This window comes from Streptomyces sp. NPDC047974 (genome assembly GCF_040653375.1).
Classification (GTDB): Bacteria; Actinomycetota; Actinomycetes; order Streptomycetales; family Streptomycetaceae; genus Streptomyces.
In genome coordinates this window covers 1-2186 of sequence record NZ_JBEZNU010000097.1, presented here as the reverse complement: position 1 = coordinate 2186, position 2186 = coordinate 1, and the positions used below count along the sequence as shown (strand labels likewise).

Genomic DNA, 2186 nt, shown 5'->3' with positions numbered 1-2186 from the left:
CTGCCGCTCAGCATCGGCGAGTTCGCAGCGATTCTTGGGGCGTTCGGCAAGCCACGCACCCAACGGTTCCGCGATCTCGTAGCCAAAGACGCCGGGATAGCCGTCAGGGGTGCAAAGCTCCTCGAACAGCTTGTGAAGCATCCGGGCCACATTGGTCAGGAACTCGCCCACTTCGATGGTCACAGGCACGTCAGCCAACTGCCACCCTGCCGCAAGCAACGCAAGGTCGATGGGGTCGAAGTCGGTATCCCTGATTGCCCGGTTGACCACGGTGGCGAACTCCTCGGCTTGCTGCGGCGTCATCGCGGTCGCCGCCAGTTGTTCGTGATAGCGCCCCGGCTGTGCCAGGAACACGTTGCGGGTTCCGTAGGTGCGCAGTTCCATCACAGCACTCCCAGCCCGCGCAGCACCGGCATCACCAGCGCGTTGGTCTCGTCGTTGTCGCTCCAGTCGCTCGCGGCGTCGTTCCCGTTCTCCCAAATCAGGAGCACAAACCCCGCCTTTGTTGCGTCCGGGCGGTAGAACCGCAGGTGATCGTGGTCGGTAGAGGCGAGGGCCTCCAACACTTCTTGCCGGTCGCGGCTGTGCCGCACCGTGGTTTCTTCGCCGTCGTAGACGCCGAGCGAGTAACCAGCGGCGAGGGCGGCATCCACCAGCGCCACGGCTATGCGCTTCGCGCTCTCAGGGGCGTACTTGTCGAGGTTCATGGCTTTCTCCGGGCAACAAAAAAGCCGCCTAGCGGCGGCTAATGGGTTCGGGTTAAGCGCGGAGCGCGTCGCTGCACAGGGCTTCCGGGTATGACGAGTCGCGCATTGGCATGACGATCAAAGACGCGCACCTGATGCTCGGATCGGTGATGCCGCCAATACCGAACATGGCCGCCACGTCGCCGCCAGTCACCGGAATCAGTGAAGTGGCCTTGCCGCCGAATGCCTTGCGAATTACACCGGCCGCCTTCACTACGCCTTCGAGGACGGCAGGCGCGAATCCGGACAGCTTGAGTTCGTTCGGCTTGGACACCGCAGCACGCCAGTCCGGGTAGGTTCCATCAACGGCAGCAAACTCAATGGCCTGGCCTCCGCGCTCCGCCTTGAACCGGCTGGCATCGCCCACGGCGCTGAAATAGACATCGCCCTTCATCTTGGCGACCAGCTCGCACGCATTGCGCGGCACGATGATCTTGCCAATGTCCCACGGCAGGCTGGTACGCACCACAAGCATGCGGTGGCCGTCTGTAGCAACGATGATCGCACCATCGGCGTGCGACTCAATCAGCACGCCATTCAAGTAGAAGCGAACGTCATTCTTGGGTGCCACATGCAGAGCGGCGGCGATCAGGGCGGAAGGAATTTTGTTCATAGCTTTCTCCGGGCAACAAAAAAGCCGCCTTGCGGCGGCTTCGGTGGATTGGGATAGGGCGCTGTTAGAGGAACAGCTTGGTCAGCGTGACGATGCCAGCCACAAAGGCCGTGGCGACCACCAACGGATACCACCGGGTCTCCATCATCAGCTTGTCGCTCTCGCGGTTGATCTTGCGAATCTCAGCGGTGAGCTTGCGCACTTGCAAGTCCTCCAGTGGTCCATTGGTGCTCATGGTAGCTCCAAAAAAGACCCGCCGTCACACGTCGGCGGGGTGTGGAAAACCGGGTTGACGAAAGGGGATCAGATGACAACGGGGGAGGGACAAGGCGCAACTTGGGTGCGGTTCCTGTTCGCCTGGCGCTCCCGCTCGTTGAGTCGGGCGCGGTGCTCGCGGATGCCGCGGCGGATGCAACCGGCCACGTAGTAGTCGCGGGCGGTCATATCAAACGGGATCATCGTCATGGGTTGCTCTCCAGTGAATCGGACCACCAAAACGCCCCATCACAACGGTAGGGACGCTTTGGCGGTCAGACTCATGCTTGTAAGGCATGGAATCTGACCGTCGCCAGCTTCCGGGAGCGCCTCCAGCTCGCCTAGGAATCCCGTACAGATGGCCCCGCTCTTTCTGGCGGTGACCCGGTATCCGTGGCGGCCTTCATCGGCCCTTACACTTCCCGGCGCGGCTAGTGTTCCCAGCTCCCCGCGTTCTGCCGTGGGCGGCGCTCCTGCCTGCCCCTTTCCTACTGTCCCGACCGCACCCTGCGACCGTTGTTCGATGGTGGGCATTATGCCCGTTTGTTCCCGGTTTGTCAATCACTCCCGGT

Annotated in this window: 5 protein-coding genes; all 5 read right to left on the bottom strand. The window is 62.3% G+C overall.

Annotated elements, in window-relative coordinates:
* The coding region (locus AB0E19_RS38500) for a hypothetical protein (protein ID WP_362189847.1) at nt 1–384 on the bottom strand (384 nt) is incomplete at its 3' end.
* On the bottom strand, nt 384–707 hold the full coding sequence (locus tag AB0E19_RS38495; protein ID WP_049397874.1) for a hypothetical protein: 324 nt from the start codon (nt 705–707) through the stop codon (nt 384–386). The genes AB0E19_RS38495 and AB0E19_RS38500, both read right to left, overlap by 1 nt.
* Nucleotides 708–759: 52 nt before the next feature.
* Nucleotides 760–1359 (bottom strand): hypothetical protein, encoded by a 600-nt coding sequence (locus AB0E19_RS38490; protein WP_049397873.1) that lies wholly within the window; start codon nt 1357–1359, stop codon nt 760–762.
* A gap of 64 nt (nt 1360–1423) precedes the next feature.
* Nucleotides 1424–1561 (bottom strand): hypothetical protein, encoded by a 138-nt coding sequence (locus AB0E19_RS38485; protein WP_362189842.1) that lies wholly within the window; start codon nt 1559–1561, stop codon nt 1424–1426.
* 101 nt (nt 1562–1662) lie between these two features.
* Complete coding sequence (locus AB0E19_RS38480; protein ID WP_153643622.1) at nt 1663–1824, bottom strand: hypothetical protein; 162 nt, start codon at nt 1822–1824, stop codon at nt 1663–1665.
* Nucleotides 1825–2186: the final 362 nt, after the last annotated feature.

Bases quoted from the DNA above. Each gene is read 5' to 3' on its own strand.
- AB0E19_RS38495 (WP_049397874.1), bottom strand. From the start codon at position 707: ATGAACCTCGACAAGTACGCCCCTGAGAGCGCGAAGCGCATAGCCGTG.
- AB0E19_RS38490 (WP_049397873.1), bottom strand. From the start codon at position 1,359: ATGAACAAAATTCCTTCCGCCCTGATCGCCGCCGCTCTGCATGTGGCA.
- AB0E19_RS38480 (WP_153643622.1), bottom strand. From the start codon at position 1,824: ATGACGATGATCCCGTTTGATATGACCGCCCGCGACTACTACGTGGCC.